Annotated in this window: 18 protein-coding genes; 16 read left to right on the top strand and 2 right to left on the bottom strand. The window is 69.1% G+C overall.

From position 1 onward, the window contains the following. Positions 1 to 130: 130 nt before the first annotated feature. Complete coding sequence (locus L0H79_RS02765; RefSeq protein ID WP_301483013.1) at positions 131 to 1,051, bottom strand: thiamine pyrophosphate-binding protein; 921 nt, start codon at positions 1,049 to 1,051, stop codon at positions 131 to 133. Position 1,052: 1 nt separating this feature from the next. Beyond that, on the bottom strand, positions 1,053 to 2,333 hold the full coding sequence (locus tag L0H79_RS02760) for an isochorismate synthase MenF (RefSeq protein WP_301483012.1): 1,281 nt from the start codon (positions 2,331 to 2,333) through the stop codon (positions 1,053 to 1,055). A 141-nt stretch (positions 2,334 to 2,474) separates the two neighbouring features. On the opposite strand from L0H79_RS02760, the gene L0H79_RS02755 reads away from it, so the two are divergent. The 16 genes from L0H79_RS02755 to nuoN all read left to right on the top strand — a co-directional run bounded on the left by L0H79_RS02755 (position 2,475) and on the right by nuoN (position 21,095). Next, a complete protein-coding gene (locus tag L0H79_RS02755; RefSeq protein ID WP_301483011.1) occupies positions 2,475 to 3,170 on the top strand; it encodes a demethylmenaquinone methyltransferase in 696 nt (231 codons plus the stop codon). A 177-nt stretch (positions 3,171 to 3,347) separates the two neighbouring features. After that, a complete protein-coding gene (locus L0H79_RS02750; RefSeq protein WP_301483010.1) occupies positions 3,348 to 4,649 on the top strand; it encodes a geranylgeranyl reductase family protein in 1,302 nt (433 codons plus the stop codon). Positions 4,650 to 4,743: 94 nt separating this feature from the next. Further along, the gene (locus L0H79_RS02745; RefSeq protein ID WP_301483009.1) at positions 4,744 to 5,109 is read left to right on the top strand and encodes an NADH-quinone oxidoreductase subunit A; all 366 of its coding nucleotides are present in this window, start codon (positions 4,744 to 4,746) and stop codon (positions 5,107 to 5,109) included. A 10-nt stretch (positions 5,110 to 5,119) separates the two neighbouring features. Then, complete coding sequence (locus L0H79_RS02740) at positions 5,120 to 5,674, top strand: NADH-quinone oxidoreductase subunit B family protein (protein WP_301483008.1); 555 nt, start codon at positions 5,120 to 5,122, stop codon at positions 5,672 to 5,674. Positions 5,675 to 5,840: 166 nt separating this feature from the next. Beyond that, entirely contained in the window at positions 5,841 to 6,545 is a 705-nt protein-coding gene (locus L0H79_RS02735) for an NADH-quinone oxidoreductase subunit C (protein WP_301483016.1), read from the top strand. Beyond that, positions 6,545 to 7,897, top strand: a complete 1,353-nt coding sequence (locus tag L0H79_RS02730) for an NADH-quinone oxidoreductase subunit D (protein ID WP_301483007.1) — start codon at positions 6,545 to 6,547, stop codon at positions 7,895 to 7,897. The genes L0H79_RS02735 and L0H79_RS02730 overlap by 1 nt, the downstream gene beginning before the upstream one ends. A gap of 199 nt (positions 7,898 to 8,096) precedes the next feature. Next, complete coding sequence (gene nuoE / locus L0H79_RS02725; RefSeq protein ID WP_301483015.1) at positions 8,097 to 8,945, top strand: NADH-quinone oxidoreductase subunit NuoE; 849 nt, start codon at positions 8,097 to 8,099, stop codon at positions 8,943 to 8,945. Continuing rightward, positions 8,942 to 10,276, top strand: coding sequence for an NADH-quinone oxidoreductase subunit NuoF (nuoF, locus tag L0H79_RS02720; protein ID WP_301483006.1), 1,335 nt, complete (start codon positions 8,942 to 8,944; stop codon positions 10,274 to 10,276). The genes nuoE and nuoF overlap by 4 nt, the downstream gene beginning before the upstream one ends. Continuing rightward, a complete protein-coding gene (locus L0H79_RS02715) occupies positions 10,273 to 12,816 on the top strand; it encodes an NADH-quinone oxidoreductase subunit G (protein ID WP_301483005.1) in 2,544 nt (847 codons plus the stop codon). The genes nuoF and L0H79_RS02715 overlap by 4 nt, the downstream gene beginning before the upstream one ends. Continuing rightward, a complete protein-coding gene (nuoH, locus tag L0H79_RS02710) occupies positions 12,813 to 14,222 on the top strand; it encodes an NADH-quinone oxidoreductase subunit NuoH (RefSeq protein ID WP_301483004.1) in 1,410 nt (469 codons plus the stop codon). Before L0H79_RS02715 ends, nuoH begins: the two co-directional genes overlap by 4 nt. Further along, complete coding sequence (gene nuoI / locus L0H79_RS02705) at positions 14,215 to 14,898, top strand: NADH-quinone oxidoreductase subunit NuoI (protein WP_301483003.1); 684 nt, start codon at positions 14,215 to 14,217, stop codon at positions 14,896 to 14,898. The genes nuoH and nuoI overlap by 8 nt, the downstream gene beginning before the upstream one ends. Beyond that, complete coding sequence (locus L0H79_RS02700) at positions 14,895 to 15,683, top strand: NADH-quinone oxidoreductase subunit J (RefSeq protein ID WP_301483002.1); 789 nt, start codon at positions 14,895 to 14,897, stop codon at positions 15,681 to 15,683. Before nuoI ends, L0H79_RS02700 begins: the two co-directional genes overlap by 4 nt. Then, positions 15,680 to 15,979, top strand: coding sequence for an NADH-quinone oxidoreductase subunit NuoK (gene nuoK / locus L0H79_RS02695; protein ID WP_301483001.1), 300 nt, complete (start codon positions 15,680 to 15,682; stop codon positions 15,977 to 15,979). The genes L0H79_RS02700 and nuoK overlap by 4 nt, the downstream gene beginning before the upstream one ends. Positions 15,980 to 15,991: 12 nt before the next feature. Further along, a complete protein-coding gene (gene nuoL, locus L0H79_RS02690; protein WP_301483000.1) occupies positions 15,992 to 17,971 on the top strand; it encodes an NADH-quinone oxidoreductase subunit L in 1,980 nt (659 codons plus the stop codon). 8 nt (positions 17,972 to 17,979) lie between these two features. Beyond that, a complete protein-coding gene (locus L0H79_RS02685; RefSeq protein WP_301482999.1) occupies positions 17,980 to 19,506 on the top strand; it encodes an NADH-quinone oxidoreductase subunit M in 1,527 nt (508 codons plus the stop codon). Then, on the top strand, positions 19,503 to 21,095 hold the full coding sequence (nuoN, locus tag L0H79_RS02680; protein ID WP_301482998.1) for an NADH-quinone oxidoreductase subunit NuoN: 1,593 nt from the start codon (positions 19,503 to 19,505) through the stop codon (positions 21,093 to 21,095). The genes L0H79_RS02685 and nuoN overlap by 4 nt, the downstream gene beginning before the upstream one ends. Positions 21,096 to 21,101: the final 6 nt, after the last annotated feature.

Raw genomic sequence — 21,101 nt, 5'->3', positions numbered from 1 at the left:
CGATAGATCGGCCACTTGTCGCCCCGCTGGTGCAGCCGACGCACCCCGGCCAGGTAGAAGAAGAGCGCGAATCCGCAGAAGACGATCCAGGCCAGGTCGAAGTTCCACTCTGTGAACCAGCGGCCGATGTTCAGCTCCGGCGGCAGCACCGATCCGGTGAGGATCTGCGCGGGCGTCTGCGACAGCGGCGGCTCAGTGCCGGCCGGCGGGGGCGGGCCCCGGACGTCGGCGCGGCCAGCAGCGGCCAGTTGCCTGCCTCGGCCAGCAGGCGTGCCGACGGGCCGGCGTCGTCGCCGGCGACGACGACGGTGCGTGGCCCAGCAGTCAGGGGCTCGGCACCGGCCATGGGGTATGACGTTTGGCGGGGGGAATCATGCTCGGCTTGGGAGAGCTGCACACTCGATCGGGAGAGCTGCACACTCGATCGGGAGAGCTGCACACTCGATCGGGACAACTGCACACTCGATCGGGAGGACTGCACACTCGATGGGGAGGAGGGGCGGGTCCACCACGTGTCGGGCTCGGCGTTGGGCGGCAACAGGTCGCCGTCGAACTGCAGGTTGAGCTGGGTCGGTCCAGGCGCCCGCACCGCAGCCGCGACCGCCTGCGCGACGTCCGAGCCGGACGCGTCCTGGGCCAGGTCGTGACACGGGGCGAAGGAGCCGAAGATCCCCGCCTGCCGGGTCGTCTGGTTCGCCCCGGTGCCGCGCAGCCGCTCCGGACGGTCCGCGCTCAGCACGATGACCCGCCGGCCGGAGTGCTGCGCCTCCATGACGGCCGGCAGCAGGTTGGCCACGGCCGTGCCAGAGGTCGTCACCACAGCCACCGGAACCCCGGACCCGATTGCGAGGCCGAGCGCGAGGAATCCCGCGGACCGCTCGTCGACGCGCACGTGCAGGCGCACGTCCCCGGCCCGCTCAGCGGCATACAGGGCGATGGCGAGGGGAGCGGAGCGGGAGCCGGGGGACAGCGCGAACTCCCGTACCCCGCCGAGCCACAGCGCATGGAGCACGGCCCGGGCGAGTCGGGCCGCCGTCGGCCGGGCACTCATGTCAACTGCCTGTCAGGGCGTCGCGCATCGGCACGAGCTTCGCGACGGACTCGGCGACCTCGGCCTCCGGGTCGGAGCCCGCGACGATCCCGCACCCGGCGAAGATGCGCAGCTGGCGCGGGTCGTCCACGTCGATGGCACCGCAGCGCAAGGCGATCCCCCACGCACCGTCTCCCGTGGCGTCCATCCAGCCGACCGGGCCCGCGTAGCAGCCCCGGTCCATCTGCTCGAGCTCGCCGATGATCCGGACCGCGTCGGGCGTGGGGGTCCCTCCGACCGCCGCCGACGGGTGCAGCGCCGCCGCGAGCGCCAGGGAGGTCGCACCGTTCGCGGCCACGGCCGCGAGGTCGGTCGCCAGGTGCATGACGTTGGGCAGGTGCAGGACGAAGGGCGACTCGGGCACGTTCATCGACGAGCAGTGCGGGGCGAGAGCCTCCGCGACGGATCGGACCGCGTACTCGTGCTCCTCCAGATCCTTCGACGACCGGGCCAGGGAGGCCGCGAGGGCGAGGTCGTGCTCGTCGTCGCCGGTGCGGCGGATCGTCCCGGCGAGGACACGGCTCGTCACGAGGCCATGGTCACGCCGGACGAGCAGCTCCGGGGTGGCGCCGGTGAGGCCGTCGACGGCGAAGACCCAGGTGTTCTCGTAGCCGTCGGCGAGGCGGCGCAGCAGCCAGCGGGGATCGACCGGGTCGGCCGCGGTGACGACGAGGTCACGCGCGAGCACGACCTTGTCGACCTCGCCGGTGTTGATCCGATCGACCGCCTCTTCGACGGCCGCCGCATAGTCGGTCGGGGACAGCGCCCCGTCGGAGAAGGCGACGCCCCGCGGGGCCGCAGGCACCTCGGCCGGTACCGGCGTCGTGAGCGGGACCAGCTCGGGGCGGGTCGTGATCCAGGTGACGAAGGTGCGGCCGTCGGCGCGTCCCACAACGACCTCTGGCACGACGAGGCAGGCTGCCTCGGCGGAGTCGTCCGCGAACGGGAAGGACCCGAAGCACACGAGCCCGCTCCCGGACGCGCCGACCTCGTCGCGGACCACGGCGTGCGCGGCGACCGAGGCCCACCAGGCCTGGGCGTCCTCGAACCGGGTCGCACCACGTGTCTCGCAGCGCAGCGCGCAGCCCCAGCCGACGATGCCTTCGCCGTGCCGGACCCACGAGGCGCACTGCTCGACGGGGAGCCCGGCCGGGATCAGGTGCAGCAGCGGCTCGTCGGTGTCGATGGCGACGGTCCGCACGACGAGGGTCGGCAAGGCGGCCGGAGTGGGAAGGGTGGACATCGACCCAAACTCTACGATGCGCACCATCGTGAGCCTGCCTTGCGACGCACCGAACAACCGGAAACCTCCACGGTTGCAGTCGGCGCACTCGCCGTTGCCCCGTACGGACGTGAGCCCCGAGCGTGATGCAAGGATGGCCGCATGACCCGTGCCCACCTCGACAAGAAGGCGCTCGACGTCGCGTCGATGTTCGACACCGTCGCCGAGAAGTACGACGTGACCAACGACGTCCTCTCGCTCGGGCAGGACCGCCGCTGGCGGCGGGCCGTCGTCAGGACCGTCGCCGCGCAGCGGGGTGAGCGCATCCTCGACATCGCCGCCGGTACCGGCACGTCGAGCGAGCCGTGGGCCGACCAGGAGATCGAGGTCGTCCCTGCTGACTTCTCCCTCGGCATGCTGCGGGTCGGGCGCCGCCGTCGCCCCGACCTGGCCTTCACCGCCGCGGACGCGCTTGCCCTGCCGTTCGCCGATGCGAGCTTCGACGTCGTCACGATGAGCTTCGGACTGCGCAACGTTCACGACACCGACGCGGCGCTGCGCGAGTTCCTGCGCGTCACCAAGCAGGGTGGCCGGCTCGTCGTGTGCGAGTTCAGCCAGCCGGCCGGCCGCGCCTTCCGGACGGTCTACACCGAGTACCTCATGCGCCTGCTGCCATCCATCGCACGCCGCACCTCCTCGAACCCCGAGTCGTACGTCTATCTCGCGGAGTCGATCCGGGCCTGGCCGGACCAGGCGGCCCTCGGCGCGATGGTCGAGCAAGCCGGCTGGTCAGGCGTCGGGTGGCGCAACCTCTCCGGCGGGATCGTCGCGCTCCACACCGCCGTCAAGCCCGGGTGATCGTCGGTATGCCGCCCACGACCCCCACGCGGGAGCGCTCGCGTCCCGGAGGTGTCGAGTCGCCCGCCCGCAGGTTAGGGTCCCCTTGCCTGACGCAGCCCGATGCGCGGGGGTAGGCTCGGGCCCGATAGTTCGTGAAGGACTTCACAAAGTCACTCGAGTCCAGGAGCTACCAGCATGAGCGTGTCGGGCGCCGCCTCGACCACAGCCGATGTCATCGTCGTCGGCGCGGGCCCCGGGGGCTCGGCGACCGCGGCATACCTGGGGATGGCGGGCATCGACGTCCTGCTCCTCGAGAAGACCCACTTTCCCCGCGAGAAGGTCTGCGGCGACGGCCTGACCCCGCGTGCGGTCCGTGAGCTGATCACCCTCGGCATCCCGACACCCGAGGAGGAGGGCTGGGTCCGCAACAAGGGTCTGCGCATCATCGGCGCCGGCATGCGGCTGCAGTTGGACTGGCCGGAGAACAGCGCCTTCCCGCCGTACGGACTCGTGCGGACTCGTGCGGACTTCGACGAGATCCTCGCCCAGCACGCGGTCAAGAACGGTGCCCGCCTCGTCGAGGGCTGCAACGTCACCGGGTCGGTCACCGACGCCATCGGCAGGATCGTCGGCGTCACTGCCAAGCTCGTCGACGAGCGCGGACGGCCGACCGGCCAGACGTGCGAGTTCCGGGCGCCGCTCGTCATCGCGGCCGACGGCAACAGCTCGCGGCTCTCCCTCGCGATGGGCCGCGAGAAGCGCGACGACCGTCCCATGGGCGTCGCGGTCCGCACGTACTACACGAGTCCGCGGACGAACGACGACTATCTCGAGTCGTGGCTCGAGCTGTGGGCCAAGGACCCGTCCGGCCGAGACATCCTGCTACCCGGTTACGGCTGGATCTTCGGCGTCGGCGACGGCACGTCCAACGTTGGGCTCGGCATCCTGAACACGTCCACGGCGTTCGGCAACGTCGACTACAAGGACGTCCTGCGCCGCTGGGTGGCGGCGATGCCGGGCGACTGGACGATGGGCGCCGACACGATGACGCAGCCGATCCGCGGCGCGGCGCTGCCGATGGGGTTCAACCGGCAACCGCACTACGCCGACGGGCTGCTGCTCGTCGGCGACTCCGGCGGCATGGTCAACCCGTTCAACGGCGAGGGCATCGCCTACGCCATGGAGTCGGGCCGGGTCGCCGCGGAGATCGTCGCTCAGGCGTTCGCCCGCACCAGCGATGCCGGCCGCGAGCGTGTCCTGGAGTCATACAACACCCGGATGAAGCAGGGGCTCGGTGGCTACTACACGCTCGGGCGCCACTTCGCCTCGCTCATCGGCAAGCCCGAGGTCATGCGCCTCGCGACCAAGTACGGGCTGCCCCGCACGACACTGATGAGGTTCCTGCTGAAGATCATGGCCAACCTTTCCGAGCCCGGCGGCAAGGCCGCCAGCGACCGGATCATCAACACGCTCTCGCGGCTCGCACCGGATGCATGAGAGACACGCTCATGCCCGTCGAGACGTACGCCGAGGCCACCCCTAGGATGGGGGCGCCGCGCCTCATGGCCGACCGAAAGGGAAGTGACGAAGGATGAGCACCGCCCCGTATGTTCCCGTGCTGTTCATGCTGGCACTCGGGTTCGGATTCGCAGCCCTGTCGGTGTTCACCTCGCTCGTCGTCGGGCCGAAGCGCTACAACCGCGCCAAGCTCGAGGCCTACGAGTGTGGCATCCAGCCCTCGCCACAGGCTGCCGGCGGCGGACGCGTGCCGATCAAGTACTACCTGACCGCGATGCTGTTCATCGTGTTCGACATCGAGTCGGTGTTCCTCTATCCGTTCGCGGTGGCGTTCAACAAGCTGGGCCTGTTCGCCCTGGTCGAGGTGGTCCTGTTCATCCTCACCGTGTTCATCGCCTACGCCTACGTGTGGCGCCGCGGCGGACTGGACTGGGACTGAAGGAGAAACCATGGGTCTTGAAGAGAAGCTGCCGGCGGGGTTCATGCTCACGACCGTCGAGCTCGCCGCCGGCTGGGTCCGCAAGGCGTCGATGTGGCCGGCGACGTTCGGCCTGGCCTGCTGCGCCATCGAGATGATGGCCGTCGGCACGCCCGACTACGACATCGCCCGCTTCGGAATGGAGAAATTCTCTGCCACGCCGCGTCAGGCCGACCTGATGATCGTCGCCGGCCGGGTCAGCCAGAAGATGGCTCCCGTGCTGCGCCAGGTCTACGACCAGATGTCCAACCCCAAGTGGGTCATCGCGATGGGTGTCTGCGCCAGCTCGGGCGGGATGTTCAACAACTACGCGATCGTCCAGGGCGTCGACCACATCGTCCCGGTCGACATCTACCTGCCCGGATGCCCGCCGCGCCCGCAGATGCTGCTCAACTCGATCATCGAGCTGCACAAGCAGATCCAGAGCTCGCACCTCGGGGTCCAGCGAGAGGCTGCGGCGCGGGCCGCGGAGGAGGCGGCGCTCCGGGCGACGCCGACGCACGAGATGAAGGGGTTGCTCGCATGACGACGCCGACGACGACGCAGTACGAGACTCAGTTCGTGGCGAGCACGGTGGGAGTCGTGCGGGGAGGCACAGCGTGAGTGACAGTCAGCCTCCCAAGACTCCGAAGCCTCCGGAGTCGTCCCAGCGGGCGGAGGGCACGGCCGGCACCGGCCTGACCGCCACCGACATCGGCGCGCTCGACCGGGCCCGTGCCGGCGAGGCGGGCGAGCCCGTGACCGTCGGGGTCCGCAGCGGCATGTGGGGCCCCTCGCTCGGCGGAGACACCTCCGGCTACGGCGGCCTCGAGAAGCCGATTCTCTTCCCGGGAGCCGCGGCTCGCCCGTACGGCGAGTACTTCGACGAGGTCGCCGACGAGCTCGAGCGGGCCCTCGTCGGCGGCAGCGCGTCGTTCGACGAGGCGATCGAGAAGGTCGTCGTGGACCGAGGCGAGCTGACCCTGCACGTCCGTCGCGAGCACCTGCTCGCGGTCGCCCGGGCGCTGCGGGACGACCCGGCACTGCGCTTCGAGTTCTGCGCCGGTGTGTCGGGCGTGCACTACCTGGACATGCCCGGCGAGGAGCTGCACGCCGTCTACCATCTCGTCTCGATCACCCACGGCTCGAGGCGTGTCCGCGTCGAGGTCAGCTGCCCCGACGCCGACCCGCACATCCCCTCCATCGTCTCGGTATACCCCAGCAACGACTGGCACGAGCGCGAGACGTGGGACATGTTCGGCATCATCTTCGACGGTCACCCGTCGCTGACCCGCATCCTGATGCCCGACGACTGGCCGGGCCACCCCCAGCGCAAGGACTACCCGCTCGGCGGCATCCCCGTCGAGTACAAGGGCGCGACCGTCCCGGCGCCGGACGAGCGGAGGTCGTACAACTGATGAGCACCCACACCACCGACCCCTACGCGACCAGCCCGCTCGACGAGGAGATGGCCGAGGGCGCGCACGTCTTCAACGTCGAGGGCGGCGACTGGGACGATCTCGTCGACGAGGCCACCTCGCTGCACGAGGAGCGCATCGTCGTCAACATGGGGCCACAGCACCCGTCGACCCACGGCGTGCTCCGGCTCATCCTGGAGCTCGACGGCGAGACGGTGACCGAGGCCCGGGCGGGCATCGGCTACCTGCACACCGGCATCGAGAAGAACATGGAGTTCCGCACCTGGACGCAGGGCGTGACGTTCTGCACCCGGATGGACTACCTGACCCCGATGTTCCAGGAGGCGGCCTTCTGCCTCGGGATCGAGAAGCTGCTGGGGGTCACCGACGACATCCCGGAGCGGGCCAGCGTCATCCGCGTCCTGATGATGGAGATGACCCGGATCAGCTCGCACCTGGTCGGGGTCGGCACGGGCGGCATGGAGATGGGCGCCACGACCGTCATGACGATCGGCTTCCGGGAGCGCGAGCGGCTGATGCGCATCATCGAGATGGTCACCGGCCTGCGGATGAACAACGCCTACATCCGTCCCGGTGGGGTGGTCGTCGACCTGCCGCCGGGCACGATCGACGCGATCCGCGAGATGATCCCGCAGATCCGTCAGGGCATCAAGGAGCTCGAGGACCTGCTCAACGAGAACCCGATCGTCAAGGGCCGCATGGTCGGCGTCGGTGTGCTCGACCTGGCCGGCTGCATGGCCCTCGGGATGACCGGGCCGGTGCTGCGCTCCACGGGCCTGCCGCACGACCTGCGCAAGAGCGCGCCCTACTGTGGCTACGAGACCTACGACTTCGACGTCATCACCCGCACCAGTGCCGACGCCTACGGGCGGCTGCGGGTCCGCTTCGACGAGATGTACGAGTCGCTGCGGATCATCGCCCAGTGCGCCGACCGCCTGCAGGACAACCCGGGCCCGGTCATGGTGGCCGACAAGAAGATCGGCTGGCCCGCACAGCTCGCTCTCGGTCCGGACGGCTACGGCAACAGCCTCGACCACATCCGCGAGATCATGGGCGACTCGATGGAGGCGCTGATCCACCACTTCAAGCTCGTCACCGAGGGTTTCCGTGTCCCGCCGGGACAGGCGTACCAGGCCGTCGAGTCCGCCAAGGGCGAGCTGGGCTGCCACGTCGTCTCGCAGGGCGGCACCCGCCCCTACCGGGCCCATTTCCGTGACCCGAGCTTCAACAACCTGCAGGCGGTGGCCGCGATGTGCGAGGGCGGCCAGGTCGCCGACGTCATCGTCGCTGTCGCGTCGCTGGACCCGGTGATGGGAGGAGTCGACCGGTGAGGGCGACAGGGAGTGAGGATCGCAGCGAGCGCCAGCGAGCGAGGACCGGAGCGACCGTCGTCGCCCGAACAGAGGGCGTGAGGGCGACAGGGAGTGAGGATCGCAGCGAGCGCCAGCGAGCGAGGACCGGAGCGACCGTCGTCGCCCGAAAGGAGCAACCATGAGCGGGCACGGTTCCGGAGAGACCTGGTCCCTGCACATGACGCAGGAGGCCGCCTACCTGCACGTCGACGCCGAGAGCAAGGCGCCGTATGCCGCCGACGTCCTCGAGCGGCTGCGTGCGGACGCCGAGGTGGTGATCGCCCGATACCCCGGCAAGCGCTCGGCCCTGCTGCCCCTGCTGCACCTGGTCCAGTCGGTCGACGGGTATGTCACCGGTCGTGGCCTCAAGCTGTGCGCCGAGCTGCTCGACCTGACCGCCGCCGAGGTCAGCGCGGTCGCGACCTACTACACCCAGTACAAACGCCACCCCAACGGCGACTACACCGTCGGGGTCTGCACCAACACCCTGTGCGCGATCATGGGCGGCGACCTCATCTTCGACCGGCTCTCCGAGCACCTCGGGGTCGGCAACGACGAGACGACACCGGACGGCAAGATCACGCTCGAGCGGATCGAGTGCAACGCAGGCTGCGACTACGCCCCCGTAGTCATGACGAACTGGGAGTTCTTCGACAACCAGACGCCCGAGTCTGCGACTCGGCTCGTCGACGACCTGAGGGCTGGCAAGGACGTCGCGCCGACCCGTGGGGCGCATCGCGTCTGTACCTTCAAGGAGATCTCCAGGGTCCTGGCCGGGTTCAACGACGGGCGTGCCGACGAGGGCGTCGGAGCCGGGCCGGCCTCGCTGCTCGGCCTGCAGATCGCCAAGGAGCAGGGATGGCGTGCGCCGGGCGACGACGCAGGCGGATCGGGTGCTCCCGTTCAGCCTCAGGTCCACCCCGAGCAGACCTCGATCGACAGCCCGAGCAAGGCCGGGCCCACGGGTATGCGGTCGACCCAACCCGGCACGCCGCCTGGCCCCACTGGCAAGGAGGAGCCCAAGTGACCGACACGCTGACCCCTGTCCTCACCCGCTTCTGGGATGTCCCCGAGTCGTGGAAGCTCGCGACATACGAGCGGCACGACGGATACCGCGCCCTGCGCAAGGCCCTGACGATGAAGCCCGAAGAGGTGCTTGCCGAGGTCAAGGACTCGAGCATCCGCGGCCGTGGCGGCGCCGGCTTCCCGACCGGCCTGAAGTGGTCGTTCATGTCCCCGCCCGACGGTGGGCCGCGCTATCTCGTCGTCAACGCCGACGAGTCGGAGCCGGGCACGTGCAAGGACATCCCGCTCATGATGGCCAACCCGCACGAGCTCGTCGAGGGGGCCGCCATCGCCTCGTACGCCATCGGGTGCGAGAAGGCGTTCATCTACCTGCGCGGCGAGGTCGTGCACGTCTACCGTCGGCTCCTGTCGGCCGTGGCCGAGGCCCGAGCCGCCGGGTATCTCGGGCGCGACGTCCTGGGCAGCGGCGCGACGCTCGACATCGTCGTGCACGCGGGCGCCGGCGCCTACGAGTGCGGCGAGGAGACCGCGCTGCTCGACTCGCTCGAGGGCCGTCGCGGGCAGCCACGCAGCAAGCCGCCGTTCCCCGGTGCGCAAGGCCTGTATGCCCGGCCGACATCGGTCAACAACGTCGAGTCGATCGCGTCGGTGGCCGGCATCCTCCGGCACGGCGCCGACTGGTTCAAGAGCATGGGCACGGAGAAGTCCACCGGCTTCGGCATCTTCAGCCTGTCCGGCCACGTGGCCCACCCCGGCCAGTTCGAGGCACCGCTCGGCATCACGATGCGCGAGCTGCTCGACCTCGCGGGCGGGATCCGCCAGGGCCACCGGCTGAAGTTCTGGACGCCCGGCGGGTCGTCGACCCCGATCCTGACCGAGGACTACCTCGACGTCCCGCTCGACTTCGACTCGGTCGCGGCGGCCGGCTCCATGCTCGGCACCCGGGCCCTGCAGGTCTTCGACGAGACCGTCTCCGTCGTGCGGGCCGTCGCCCGCTGGACGGAGTTCTACCAGCACGAGTCGTGCGGCAAGTGCACTCCATGCCGCGAGGGCACCTACTGGCTCCGGCAGGTCATGACGCGCCTCGAGCACGGCAAGGGGTCGCAGGACGACGTCGACAAGCTGCTCGACATGTGTGAGAACATCCTCGGCCGGGCGTTCTGCGCCCTCGGCGACGCGGCGACCATGCCTGTCACGTCGGGGATCAAGCACTTCCGGGAGGAGTTCGAGGCGGGGATGCACACGCCTGCCGACGTTCTGTTCCCACTGGCGAACTCTGCCCTCTTCGAGGTCAGCGACACGAAGGAGTCGAGCGGGATGGTGACCACATGACCACCACCACCTCACCCGGGGCCGGCGGCAACTCGGTCAGCGAGGGCGGCGACGCGCAGGTGCCGAAGGGCCCCAACGAGGTCACCGTGACGATCGACGGCGTGCCCGTGAACGTGCCGAAGGGGACGCTCGTCATCCGGGCCGCCGAGCGGATCGGGATCGAGATCCCCCGCTTCTGCGACCACCCGCTGCTCGACCCGATCGGCGCCTGCCGACAGTGCCTGGTCGATGTCGCACTGCCCGACAAGGAGGGCACCCCCCGGCCGATGCCGAAACCGCAGGCGTCGTGCACGATGGTCGCCTCGGAGGGGATGGTCGTCAACACCCAGAACACCTCCGCAGTCGCCGACAAGGCGCAGCACGGCATCATCGAGTTCCTCCTGGTCAACCACCCGCTCGACTGTCCTGTCTGCGACAAGGGCGGCGAGTGCCCGCTGCAGAACCAGTCGATGTCCAACGGCCGCCCCGACTCCCGCTACGAGGACGTCAAGCGGACCTACCCGAAGCCGATCAACGTCTCCGCGCAGATCCTGCTCGACCGCGACCGCTGCATCCTCTGCACCCGGTGCACCCGCTTCGCGGACGAGATCGCCGGCGACCCGTACCTCGTCCTGGCCGAGCGGGGCGGGCTCCAGCAGGTCAGCATCTACGAGGAGAAGCCCTTCGACAGCTACTTCTCCGGCAACACCGTCCAGATCTGCCCGGTGGGCGCCCTGACCGGGGCGGCCTATCGCTTCCGGTCGCGCCCCTTCGACCTCGTGTCGACCTCGAGCGTGTGCGAGCACTGTGCGAGCGGATGCGGCATCCGCACCGACCACCGACGCGGGGTCGTGCTGCGCCGCATGGGCCTGAACACCCCCGAGGTGAATGCCGAGTGGAACTGCGACAAGGGCCGCTGGGCCTTCACCTACGCCACCCAGCCCGACCGTATCGAGCTGCCGATGGTCCGTGGCGACGACGGTGACCTGCGCGTCGTCGGCTGGCCGGAGGCCCTCGCCGTGGCCGCCAAGGGGCTCGCAGGTTCACGGGCGGGCGTCCTCGTCGGTGGCCGGGTCAGCGCCGAGGACGCCTACGCCTACGGCAAGTTCGCCCGGACCGTGCTCGGCACCAACGACGTCGACTTCCGCGCCCGCCCGCACACCGCTGAGGAGGCGGACTTCCTCGCCCGGCACGTCGTCGGCACCGGGGTCCCGGAGGCCGCCGGGTTCTCAGAGGGTGCTCGTGGGGTCTCGGAGGGTGCCGCCGAAGGGACCGGCGGTGGCACCGGTGTCTCCTACGCCGACCTCGAGCAGGCGAAAGCGGTCCTGCTCGTCGGCTTCGAGCCCGAGGACGAGTCGCCGATCGTCTTCCTGCGGCTGCGCAAGGCGTTCCGCAAGCACGGGACCCGCGTCTTCTCGGTCGCACCGTTCACCTCCCGCGGCCTGAAGAAGATGGGCGGCACCCTCGTGCCGACCGCTCCAGGACACGAGGCGGAGACGCTACGGGCCTTGGCCGGGTCCAAGACCGGTCGTCTGGCCGACGAGGCCCTCACCGATGGCGGCATCGTCCTGGTCGGTGAGCGCCTCGCCCAGACCCCCGGCGCCCTGACCGCGGCGGCCGGGCTCGCGGCCGCCAAGGGTGCCCGGCTCGCCTGGGTGCCGCGCCGGGCCGGCGAGCGCGGCGCTCTGGAGGCCGGAGCGATAGGCCACCTGCTGCCGGGTGGCCGCCCGGTCACCGATCCGGCCGCCCGTGCCGAGGTCGCCGCGGTCTGGGAGAGCGGGTCGCTGCCGCAGACCCCCGGGCGCGACTCCGCAAGCATCATCGCCGCAGCGGCCGACGGCACCCTCGACGCACTCGTCGTGGGCGGGGTCGACCCGCTCGACCTCGCGCTGCCCGAGGCAGCCGCCGCGCTCGAGCGGGCGTTCGTCGTCTCGTTCGAGCTGCGCGAGTCCGCGGTCACCGCGGTCGCCGACGTGGTCCTGCCCGTGGCACCGCACGCCCACAAGGCGGGCAGCTTCGTCGACTGGGAGGGTCGCGTCCGACCGTTCGAGCGGGCCTTGAGCTCCAACGCCGTCAGCGACTACCGCGCGATCGACATGCTCGCCAGCGAGATGGGCCACTTCATCGAGACCCGCACACAGGCCGAGATCCAGGCTCAGTTCGAGGCGCTGGGGCCGTGGAGCGGGCAGCGCGCCGCTGCCACAGCCACCCCGGCCACCCCGGTCGTCTCGACGGGGGCGGGCGAGTTCGTCCTCGCCACGTGGGCCACGCTGCTCGATGCGGGTCGGATGCAGGACGGCGAGCCGTTCCTCGCGGGCACCGCGCCGCGCACGGTCGCCCGGGTGTCGCCCAGAGCGGCCACCTGGCTCGGGGTCGGTGAGGACGACACCGTCACGGTGACCGGCCCGGGTGGAGCGGTCACCGTGCCGGCCGTCATCGCGGGCGACATGGTCGACGGTGTCGTGTGGCTGCCCACCAACTCCCCGGGCTGCTCCGTGTACCGCGACCTCGGTGCGCGGGCCGGCGACCACGTCAACGTCACGAAGGGTGGTCTCGCATGACACTCAGCTCAGCGGCATACGGACTGCTCAGTGCCGTGCCCGCGACGGAGAACCCTTCCGCGGACTTCAGCGACACGCCGTGGTGGCTGGCTCTCGTCAAGGCCGTGGTCGTCTTCGTCTACCTGCTCCTGTCGACCCTGATCGTCATCTGGTTCGAGCGGCGTGTCATCGGGCGGATGCAGCAGCGTCCCGGCCCGAACCGCAACGGCCCCTTCGGGCTGCTCCAGACGCTCGCCGACGGTGCCAAGCTCATGCTCAAGGAGGACATCACCCCTGAGAAGGCCGACAAGGTCGTCTACATGCTCGCCCCGATCATCGCCGGGACGATGGCCTTCGTCGCCTTCGCGGTGATCCCGTTCGGGCCCGAGGTCTGGATGTTCGGCCACCGCACCCCGCTGCAGGTGACCGACGTGCCGGTGGCGGTCCTGCTCGTGCTCGCGATCGCCTCCGTCGGCGTCTACGGGATCATCCTGGCCGGATGGTCCTCCGGGTCCACCTACCCGCTGATCGGCGGACTGCGCTCGACCGCCCAGGTCATCTCCTACGAGATCGCCATGGGCCTGTCGCTCGTCGTCGTCTTCCTCTTCAGCGGGTCGATGTCGACCTCGCAGATCGTCTCGGCCCAGAGCTCCCTGTGGTACATCCTGCCGGCGTTCTTCAGCTTCGCCGTATACGTCATCACCATGGTCGGCGAGACCAACCGGTTGCCGTTCGACCTCGCCGAGGGCGAGGGCGAGCTGACCGGTGGCTTCCACACCGAGTACTCCTCGATGCGGTTCGCGATGTTCTTCCTCGGCGAGTACATCAACATGTTCACCGTCTCGGCGCTCGCCACGACGATGTTCCTCGGTGGCTGGCAGGCGCCGCCGTTCATCTCCGCCATCAACGACGGGATGTTCAACCACGGCTGGTGGGGCATCTTCTGGATCACCCTCAAGATGTGGCTCTTCATCTATGGCTACGTGTGGCTGCGCGGGTCGCTGCCGCGCACCCGGTACGACCAGTTCATGCGGTTCGGCTGGAAGTTCCTCATCCCGATCACCCTCGCGTGGGTCGTCGCCGTGGCCTTCATCCGCGGCGCGCAGCTCGGCTTCCTCGGCGAGGGTACGGTCTCCATCGGCCCGCTCGGCTTCAACACCGCGACGCTCGTCATCATCGCCGTCGTCGCCGTCATCGCCCTGGCCGTCGCCTGGGTCTGGGACGGGCGCAGGGAGGCCCGTCTCGCGGCCGAACAGGCCGCTCCGCCCGAGGAGATCGACCCGTTCGCCGGGGGATACCCCGTCCCGCCCCTGCCCGGGCAGCGTCTGCGAGAGCCGAGCGTGGCTCTCACCGCGGGCGGCTCGAGCGGCCAGTCCGTCGTGACGGGCGGGACCGTCACCGCCGTCAAGGAGGATGACCATGACTGACGAGACCAACCCCGGTGGGCTGCCGCAGGACGGCAGCGCCAAGGCACTGCCCAGCGGCTCGGACAACGAGTTCGGCAGGCCGTCGGCCTTCTGGGCCGACCTGCTCGCCCCCGTCGCGGGCTTCGGCGTGTCGTTCTCGACGATGTTCCGCAAGGTCGCGACCGAGGAGTACCCGGAGAAGCCGCGCCCCACGGCGCCGCGCTTCCACGGGCGGCACCAGCTCAACCGCCACCCGGACGGGCTCGAGAAGTGCATCGGCTGTGAGCTGTGCGCCTGGGCCTGCCCGGCTGACGCCATCCTGGTCGAGGGTGCCGACAACGACGACAACCCGGACGGCCAGGGTCGCTTCTCTCCCGGCGAGCGCTACGGCCGGGTCTACCAGATCAACTATCTGCGCTGCATCTTCTGCGGCTACTGCATCGAGGCGTGCCCGACCCGGGCTCTGACGATGACGAACTTCTACGAGCTAGCCGACGACGACCGCGCCAAGCTGATCTTCACCAAGGACGAGCTGCTCGCGCCGGTTCACGAGGGCATGCTCCAGCCGCCGTTCCCGATGGCCGAGGGCATGGAGGACAAGGACTACTACCGCGGCAAGGTCACCGGACCGACGGACGCGCAGCGTGCCTACGTCGAGATCCGTGACGCGCGCATCGAAGAGGAGATGAGCCAGTGACCAGTACTGCTGAAGCCGTCGCCTTCTGGATCCTCGCAACCGTCGCCGTTTTCGGCGCCCTTGGGCTGATCTTCGCGCGCAAGGCGGTCCATGCCGCGCTCGGTATGGCGCTGACCATGGTCACGCTCGGGGTGATCTACCTCATCCAGAAGGCGGACTTCCTCGGCGTCATCCAGATCTTCGTCTACACCGGCGCGGTCATGATGATCTTCCTGTTCGTCATCATGCTCATCGGGGTCGACTCCGCCGACTCGCTCGTCGAGACGATCAAGGGCCAGCGCTGGTGGTCGTTCATCTTCTCCGTCGGGCTGGCCGGCCTGCTCATCTTCACGCTCGCCCAGGTCTCCTTCGACCAGTCGTCCGTCCAGGCGGGCATGGACCGGCTCGTCGCGAACAACAACGCGACCGGCAACGTCACCGGCCTCGCTGAGAAGATCTTCGGCCAGTACGTCTGGATCTTCGAGCTCACCTCGGCGCTGCTCATCACGGCTGCGCTCGGGGCGATGGTCCTCGCGCACCGGGAGCGGATCCTGCCCAGGCAGGGGCAGGCGGAATGGGCGGCTCGTCGGGTCAGGCAGAACGAGGCCGTCGCCGGGCTGCCCGCGCCCGGTGTCTACGCTCGGCACAACGCCGTCGACACCCCTGCTCTGCTGCCCGACGGGCAACCGGAGCGCAAGTCCGTCTCGAGGGTGCTCGTCGCCCGCGAGCAGGTCGCCCGGGCGGACGGCTTCCGCGACGTGGAACGCCACATCGAGCGGGAGATCGAGCAGGGAGGCGACAGATGAGCCCGGTCCACTACATCTACCTGTCCGTGATCCTGTTCGCGATCGGCGGCGCCACCGTGCTCGTGCGGCGCAACGCGATCATCGTCTTCATGGGCGTCGAGCTCATGCTCAACGCCGCGAACCTGTCGCTCGTCACCTTCTCGCGGATGCACGGCGACCTCGACGGGCAGGTCATGGCCCTGTTCGTCATGGTCGTCGCCGCCGCCGAGGTCGTCGTCGGGCTCGGCATCATCATGGCGATCTTCCGTGCCCGCCGGTCGGCTTCGGTCGACGACGCCAACCTGCTGAAGCTGTAAGGAGCCCCAGGGATGCCAACTGCTCTCCCGAGCCTGCTCAGTTCCGCCAGCACGTATGCCGCCGGGCTCGCCACGCACGACGGCGAGGCGCACGCGGCGACGGGCTTCGCGTCATACGCGTGGCTACTCATCGCCTTCCCGCTGCTCGGCACCGCGGTCCTCCTGCTCGGCGGGCGACGCACGGACCGCTGGGGACCGGTCGCGGCGACCCTGCTCTCCTGGGCATCCTTCGTCGTCGGGCTCATCCTCTTCTTCGTCATGTTCGGCCAGCCGTCGGAAGACCGGGCTTGGAGCGTGCACGTCTACGAGTGGGTGACCGGCGGCTCGTTCACTGCCGACGTCAACCTGCTCGTCGACCCCCTCTCGTTGGCGTTCGTCCTGCTCATCACCTTCGTCGGGTCGCTCATCCACGTGTACTCGATCGGGTACATGAAGCACGACCCCGACCGGCGGCGCTTCTTCGCCTACCTCAACTTCTTCGTCGCCTCGATGCTGCTGCTCGTGCTCGCCGACAACTACCTCGCCCTCTACATGGGCTGGGAGGGTGTCGGTCTCGCCTCGTGGCTGCTCATCGGGTTCTGGAACATGAACCCCGCCTATGCGACCGCCGCCAACAAGGCGTTCTTCGCCAACCGGGTCGGTGACTTCGGCCTGTCCGTCGCGATGTTCATCATGTTCTTCCACTTCGGCTCGGTGAACTTCGCGGACGTCAACGTCGGGGTGGCCGGGCTGCAGGGCGCCAACCAGGGCTTCATGACAGCCATGGGGCTGATGCTGCTCCTCGCGGCCTGCGGCAAGTCGGCGCAGTTCCCCCTGCAGAGCTGGCTCGGTGACGCGATGGCCGGCCCGACCCCGGTCTCGGCACTGATCCACGCCGCGACGATGGTGACCGCCGGCGTCTACCTCATCGTGCGCTCCGGGACGATCTTCGAGGCGTCTCCGACTGCTCAGCTCATCGTGGCCATCGTCGGCGCGATCACGCTGCTGTTCGGGGCGATCGTCGGGTGCGCCAAGGACGACATCAAGAAGGCGCTCGCCGCCTCGACGATGTCGCAGATCGGCTACATGATGCTCGCCGCCGGGCTCGGCCCGATCGGCTACGCGTTCGCGATCTTCCACCTGATCACGCACGGCTTCTTCAAGGCCGGCATGTTCCTCGGCTCCGGCTCGGTCATGCACGCGATGAACGACCAGGTCGACATGCGGCGGTTCGGGGGCCTGGCCACGGTCATGAAGATCACCTGGCTGACCTTCGGCGCCGGCTGGCTGGCGATCATCGGCATCCCGCCGTTCGCCGGCTTCTGGAGCAAGGACAAGATCATCGAGTCGGCCTTCGTCGGCGAAGGCTGGCGGCCGTGGGTGTTCGGGCTCGCGGCGCTCATCGGCGCCGGGATCACCGCCTTCTACATGACCCGCCTGTTCTTCATGACGTTCCACGGGAAGCGGCGGTGGACCGAGGATGTGCACCCGCACGAGTCGCCGGCCACGATGACCATCCCGATGATCGTGCTTGCGATCGGCTCGGCCTTCATGGGCCTGATCCTCGGGCCGACCGGTGCGTTCTCGACGTGGCTCGAGCCGGTCACCGGAGCCGTCGAGGAACACCATCCGGTGATCCCCGTGCCGGTGATCATCGCCGTGACCCTCGTGTTCGTGCTCGTCGGAGGCGGTCTCGCGTGGATGCGCTACCTGCGAGACGACGTCCCGCTGACCGCGCCGGCCGGCAACCAGCTGACCAAGGCGGCGCGGCTGGACCTCTACCAGGACCACGTCAACGAGGCCCTCCTCATGCGCCCCGGCATCCACCTGACCCGGTCGCTCGTCTTCGCCGACGGCGAGGGAATCGACGGCGCAGCAGGCGGCCTCGCGGCTTTCATCGGCGGCTGGGCGGCTCGGATGCGCAAGGTCCAGAACGGTTTCGTCCGGTCCTACGCCCTGACGATGCTTGCCGGCATCGTCGCCATCCTCGGAGCATTGTGGGTGATCCAGTGATGTCGCAGATGTCCAGTGTTCCGTGGCTGACGCTGCTGATCGTCATCCCAGCCGTGGGGTCGCTGCTCGTCGCCGTCCTCCCCGGGCCGGCCGAGCAGGCCAAGCGCCTCGCGTTCGGCGTCTCGCTGGTCACCCTCGCGGTGGGCATCGTGGCGGCGACCCAGTTCGACAGGAGCTCGCCGGCGCAGTTCCAGCTGGCCGAGCAGCATGCGTGGATCCCGCAGTTCGGGGTGAACTACGCGCTCGGGGTCGACGGCATCGCGCTCATCCTGATCCTCATGTCGCTCGTGCTGACACCGGTGTGCCTGCTCGCCGCCTGGCACGACGTGGAGGACGAGGGTGACGGCGGCCGCCGGGTCAAGGCCTACTACGGCCTGCTCCTCTCGCTCGTCCCGTTCATGGTCGGGGTCTTCTCGGCGACGGACGTCTTCCTCTTCTACATCCTGTTCGAGGCCATGCTGGTCCCGATCTACTTTCTCATCGGGCGGTTCGGCGGCCCGCGCAGGCAGTACGCGTCGATGAAGTTCCTGCTCTTCGGCCTCGCCGGCGGGCTCGTCATGCTCGTCGCCGTGATCGCCCTGTACCTGCAGGGCCCGGGCGGCACGGACGGCTTCCTCATCTCGAAGCTGACCGGCCTGTCCATCGACCCGACGACCGAACGGCTGCTCTGGCTCGGCTTCTTCGTCGCGTTCGCGATCAAGGCCCCGATGGTGCCGGTGCACACCTGGTTGCCCGACGCGGCCACCGAGGCGACTCCGGCGACGGCCACCCTGCTCGTCGGGGTGCTCGACAAGGTCGGCACGTTCGGGATGATCCGGTTCTGTCTGCAGCTCTTCCCCGAGGCCAACGCGTGGGCTACCCCCGTGGTTGTCGTCCTCGCCGTGATCTCGGTGATCTACGGGGCACTGCTCGCGATCGGGCAGACGGACATGATGCGCCTGATCGCGTTCACGTCGATCAGCCACTTCGGGTTCATCGTGCTGGGAATCTTCGCCCTCACCAACACGAGCACCGCGGGGGCCGCGCTCTACATGTTGAACCATGGGTTCGCGACCGCCGGCCTGTTCCTCTTCGCCGCGATGTTCATCAAGCGGCGCGGCAGCAAGCGGATCCCGGACTTCGGCGGGTGGCAGCGGGTCACCCCCGGTATCGCCGGCGCGTTCCTCGTCGCCGGACTGTCCACCTTGGCCCTGCCCGGGCTGTCGAGCTTCGTCTCGGAGTTCCTCGTCATGGTCGGCGCGTTCGGGGTCTTCCCGGCCGGGACCGTCATCGCGTGTCTCGTGATCATCCTGGCGTCCATGTACATCCTGCTTTGGTACAAGCGGGTCATGACCGGCCCCAAGCCGGAGGGGCTGTCGCACATCAAGGACTGGTCGGTCCGGGAGAAGTGGGTAGCGGCTCCGCTCATCGGCTTCTTCGTGGTCTTCGGACTCTTCCCGAAGCCGGCCCTCGACGTGATCAACCCGGCCGTTGACAAGACGCTGTCGTACGTCCAGGCCAATCCCGCCACCCTGGCCGAAGGGAGCACCAAGTGACCGCCCTGGCTCCGGCCGCCTTCCAGCAGGCGAACATCGACTACCTGGCAGTGCTGCCGCTGCTCATCGTGTTCGGCACGGCGCTCGTCGGGGTGCTCGTCGAGGCGTTCATGCCGCGCACGCACCGGCATACCGTCCAGGCGACCATCGCCGTCGTCGGGCTCGTGCTCGGCTTCGTGGGCGTCATCATCGCCACCGGGCACCAGGGCCTGACGATGGGTTTCGCGGACGGGGCGACGGGGCGGCGCCTGTTCTCCCTGGCGATCGACGGACCCGCCCTGTTCATGCAGGGCTCGATCGTCCTGTTGGGGATCCTCGGCATCCTGACCATGGCCGAACGGTTCGGCGGTGTCGGTTCGGACGCGTTCACCCCGAGTGGCGCCTCCACGCCGGGCTCGGCCATCGAGGCCGCCTCGACACGCGCGGGCCTCATCACCTCCGAGGTCTTCCCGCTGACGATCTTCGCCATCGGCGGGATGATGCTCTTCCCCACGGTCAACGACCTCATCGGGATGTTCGTCGCCCTCGAGGTGCTCTCCCTGCCGCTCTACATCCTCTCGGGTCTCGCGCGCAGGCGCCGGCTGCTCTCCCAGGAGGCGGCGCTGAAGTACTTCCTCCTCGGCGCCTTCAGCTCGGCGTTCTTCCTCTTCGGTACGGCCCTGCTCTACGGCTACGCCGGGTCCGTGTACTTCCCCGACCTGAGCGCCGCGATCACGCAGAACCAGCTCGGGCTCAACCCGCTGCTCCTGGGCGGCGCGTTCCTCGTCTTCGTCGGGCTGCTGTTCAAGGTCAACTCGGTGCCGTTCCACGGGTGGACACCTGACGTCTACCAGGGCGCTCCGTCCCCGGTCACCGGCTTCATGGCGGCGTGCACCAAGGCAGCCGCGTTCGGCGCGATCCTCCGGTTGGCCTACGTCGGCCTCGACACGGCGGCCTGGCAGTGGCAGAACGGTGTCATCATCGTCGCGGTGCTGACCATGATCGTCGGTTCGGTCCTGTCCGTGGCCCAGACCGACATGAAGCGCCTGCTCGCGTACTCGTCCATCGCGCACGCCGGCTTCATTCTCGTCGGCGTCCTCTCGTTCGACCGCAGCGGCGTCAGCTCCGTCCTGTTCTACGTCGTGACCTACGGCTTCTCGATCATCGCCGCGTTCGCACTGGTCACGCTCGTCCGGCAGGACGGCGGCGAGGCGACGCACCTGTCCCAGTGGGCCGGGCTCGGCAAGAAGCACCCCATCGTCGCCGGCACCATGGCCTTCCTCATGCTCGCCTTCGCCGGTATCCCGTTGACCTCCGGTTTCGTCGCCAAGTTCGCCGTGTTCGCCGCCGCGATCCACGCGGGTGGCTCGACCGGTCTCGCGTTGGTGATCATCGGGGCTGCCTGCAGCGCGATCACCGTCTTCGTCTATGCGCGTGTGATCGTGTTGATGTTCTTCAGCGAGCCGGCCGACGACTCGGTCGAGGTAGTGATCCCGTCGGCCGCGATGACGTTCTCGATCGCGATCGGCACACTCGTCACGCTCGCGCTCGGTATCGTTCCAGCGTCGCTGCTCGACCTGGCCGACCGTGCGTCGCAGTTCGTGCGTTGATCGAGT

This window comes from Intrasporangium sp. (assembly GCF_030452765.1).
Classification (GTDB): domain Bacteria; phylum Actinomycetota; class Actinomycetes; order Actinomycetales; family Dermatophilaceae; genus Intrasporangium_A.
This window is presented reverse-complemented; position numbering and strand designations above follow the sequence as displayed.

Excerpts from the sequence above, each read along its gene's own strand:
- L0H79_RS02765 (WP_301483013.1), bottom strand. The coding sequence starts at position 1,051 with ATGAGTGCCCGGCCGACGGCGGCCCGACTCGCCCGGGCCGTGCTCCAT.
- L0H79_RS02760 (WP_301483012.1), bottom strand. The coding sequence starts at position 2,333 with ATGTCCACCCTTCCCACTCCGGCCGCCTTGCCGACCCTCGTCGTGCGG.
- L0H79_RS02755 (WP_301483011.1), top strand. The coding sequence starts at position 2,475 with ATGACCCGTGCCCACCTCGACAAGAAGGCGCTCGACGTCGCGTCGATG.
- L0H79_RS02750 (WP_301483010.1), top strand. The coding sequence starts at position 3,348 with ATGAGCGTGTCGGGCGCCGCCTCGACCACAGCCGATGTCATCGTCGTC.
- L0H79_RS02745 (WP_301483009.1), top strand. The coding sequence starts at position 4,744 with ATGAGCACCGCCCCGTATGTTCCCGTGCTGTTCATGCTGGCACTCGGG.
- L0H79_RS02740 (WP_301483008.1), top strand. The coding sequence starts at position 5,120 with ATGGGTCTTGAAGAGAAGCTGCCGGCGGGGTTCATGCTCACGACCGTC.
- L0H79_RS02730 (WP_301483007.1), top strand. The coding sequence starts at position 6,545 with ATGAGCACCCACACCACCGACCCCTACGCGACCAGCCCGCTCGACGAG.
- nuoE (WP_301483015.1), top strand. The coding sequence starts at position 8,097 with ATGACGCAGGAGGCCGCCTACCTGCACGTCGACGCCGAGAGCAAGGCG.
- L0H79_RS02715 (WP_301483005.1), top strand. The coding sequence starts at position 10,273 with ATGACCACCACCACCTCACCCGGGGCCGGCGGCAACTCGGTCAGCGAG.
- nuoH (WP_301483004.1), top strand. The coding sequence starts at position 12,813 with ATGACACTCAGCTCAGCGGCATACGGACTGCTCAGTGCCGTGCCCGCG.
- nuoI (WP_301483003.1), top strand. The coding sequence starts at position 14,215 with ATGACTGACGAGACCAACCCCGGTGGGCTGCCGCAGGACGGCAGCGCC.
- nuoK (WP_301483001.1), top strand. The coding sequence starts at position 15,680 with ATGAGCCCGGTCCACTACATCTACCTGTCCGTGATCCTGTTCGCGATC.
- nuoL (WP_301483000.1), top strand. The coding sequence starts at position 15,992 with ATGCCAACTGCTCTCCCGAGCCTGCTCAGTTCCGCCAGCACGTATGCC.
- L0H79_RS02685 (WP_301482999.1), top strand. The coding sequence starts at position 17,980 with ATGTCCAGTGTTCCGTGGCTGACGCTGCTGATCGTCATCCCAGCCGTG.